We start from the raw sequence: 2,055 nt of genomic DNA, 5'->3' as shown, positions 1-2,055 counted from the left end.
GCGATCTCGCGCCATCGCGGCACCCTGTCGGCCGCCCCCAACTTCGCCTACGAACTGGCGGTCCATCGCCTGGACGATGCCGACCTGGCGAAGCTCGACCTGTCCTGCTGGCGCGCCGCCACGCCGGCCGAGGTGCAAGCCGCCGCCGCCGGCCCCCCGCATCGGCCAGCCCCCAAGCCGGGCGACATCGCCTTCCTGCAATATACCTCGGGCAGCACCGGCCAGCCCAAGGGCGTGGTGCTCACCCATGCCAACCTGCTGGCCAACGTCCGCGCCATGGGCGCCCGGCTGGAAGCGGGACCGGGCGACGTCTTCGTCAGTTGGCTGCCCCTTTATCACGACATGGGGCTGATCGGGGCGGCGCTCGGCACCCTCTATTTCGCCGTCCCCCTGGCGCTGATGTCGCCGCTGGCCTTCCTGGCCCGGCCGCAGCGCTGGCTGGAGGCGCGATCTCGCGCCATCGCGGCACCCTGTCGGCCGCCCCCAACTTCGCCTACGAACTGGCGGTCCATCGCCTGGACGATGCCGACCTGGCGAAGCTCGACCTGTCCTGCTGGCGCGCCGCGCTCAACGGCGCCGAAGCGGTGGGGCCCGCCACCCTGGAAGCCTTCGCCGCCCGCTTCGCCGCCTGCGGCTTCAGGCGCGAGGCCCTGATGCCCGTCTACGGGCTGGCGGAAGGCTCGGTGGGCCTCGCCTTCCCGCCCCTGGGACGGGGCCCGGTCGTCGAGACCGTCGACCGCGCCGTCTTCCAGAAGACGACAAGGGCCGTCCCCCGCCCGGACGGCACCTTGCGCCATGTGCGCTGCGGCCCGCCCCTGGCCGGCCACCGCATCCGCATCGTCGACCAGGCGGGGCGGGAACTGCCCGACCGGCGCGAAGGGCGCGTCCAGTTCCGCGGCCCGTCCGCCACCTCGGGCTACTACCGCAACCCCGAGGCCACGGCGCGCCTGTTCGACGGGGTCTGGCTGGACAGCGGCGACCTGGGCTACCTGGCCGACGGCGAACTGGTGGTGACGGGGCGCATCAAGGACCTCGTCATCCGCGCCGGGCGCAATCTCTATCCGGCCGAGATCGAGGAGGCGGTAGGCTCCCTGGACGGCGTGCGGCGGGGCAACGTGGCGGTCTTCGCGTCCGCGGACGAACGCGCCGGCACCGAACGCCTGGTGGTGCTGGCCGAAAGCCGGACCCGGGGCGCCGCCCGCGAGACCCTGAAGGCCCGCATCGCCGATCTGACGGTGGCCTTGGCCGGCGCCCCGCCCGACGAGGTGGTGCTGGCCCCGCCGGGCAGCGTGCTCAAGACCTCCAGCGGCAAGGTGCGGCGCGACGCCACGCGCCGGCTTTACGAAAGCGGCAAACTGGGGGCGTCGCGGCCGGCCGTCTGGCTCCAGGTGACGCGCCTGGCCTTGGCCGGCGTCGGCCCGCGCCTGCGCCGCTTCGGCCGCGACCTGGCGGAACGCCTATATGCCGGCCATGCCCTGGCCTTGGCCCTGCTGGCCCTGCCGGCGCTGTGGCTGGCCGGAATGGCCGGGTCCTGGCGGGTCGCAAGGGGGCTGCTGGGCCTGCTGCGGCGGCTGGCCGGACTGCGCTTGACCGTCGAGGGCCCGGAAAGGCTGCCCGCCGACGGGGCCATGGTCGTCGCCAACCACGCCAGCTACCTGGACGCCTTCCTGCTGACGCTCGCCCTGCCCGGCCCGCTGGTCTTCGTCGCCAAGGCCGAACTGGCGGGCGCATGGCTGCTGCGCCGTCCCCTGGAACGGATGGGTGTGGTCTTCGTCGACCGTCTGGACCGGGCGCGCGGCGCCGAAGACGCCACCCGCCTGGCCGACCTGGCCGGCAGCGGAAACCGGCTGGCGGTCTTCCCCGAAAGCACCTTCACCCGCTTTCCCGGTCTGCTGCCCTTCCGCATGGGCGCCTTTCTGGCCGCCGCCGAGGCGAACGTGCCGGTGGTGCCGGTAGCCCTGCGGGGCAGCCGTTCGGTGCTGCGCGATCCCTGGTTCCCGCGGCGGGGAGCCCTGGCCGCGGTGGTGGGCGAACCCCTGCGCCCGGCGCCCGGCG

The 2,055-nt window shown here is 74.2% G+C and carries 1 protein-coding gene and 1 pseudogene; both read left to right on the top strand.

The window, feature by feature from the left end:
• Positions 1 to 132: 132 nt before the first annotated feature.
• Positions 133 to 387 (top strand): annotated as a pseudogene (locus H7841_18420) (AMP-binding protein).
• Positions 321 to 2,055, top strand: a 1,735-nt coding sequence (locus H7841_18415) for an AMP-binding protein (protein MEO5338833.1), incomplete at its 3' end; no start/stop codon positions are given. The pseudogene H7841_18420 and the gene H7841_18415, both read left to right, overlap by 67 nt.

This window comes from Magnetospirillum sp. WYHS-4 (assembly GCA_039908345.1).
Classification (GTDB): Bacteria; Pseudomonadota; Alphaproteobacteria; order Rhodospirillales; family GLO-3; genus JAMOBD01.
The sequence above is the reverse complement of the archived record's forward strand: the minus strand, read 5'-3'. Positions and strand labels throughout refer to the sequence as shown.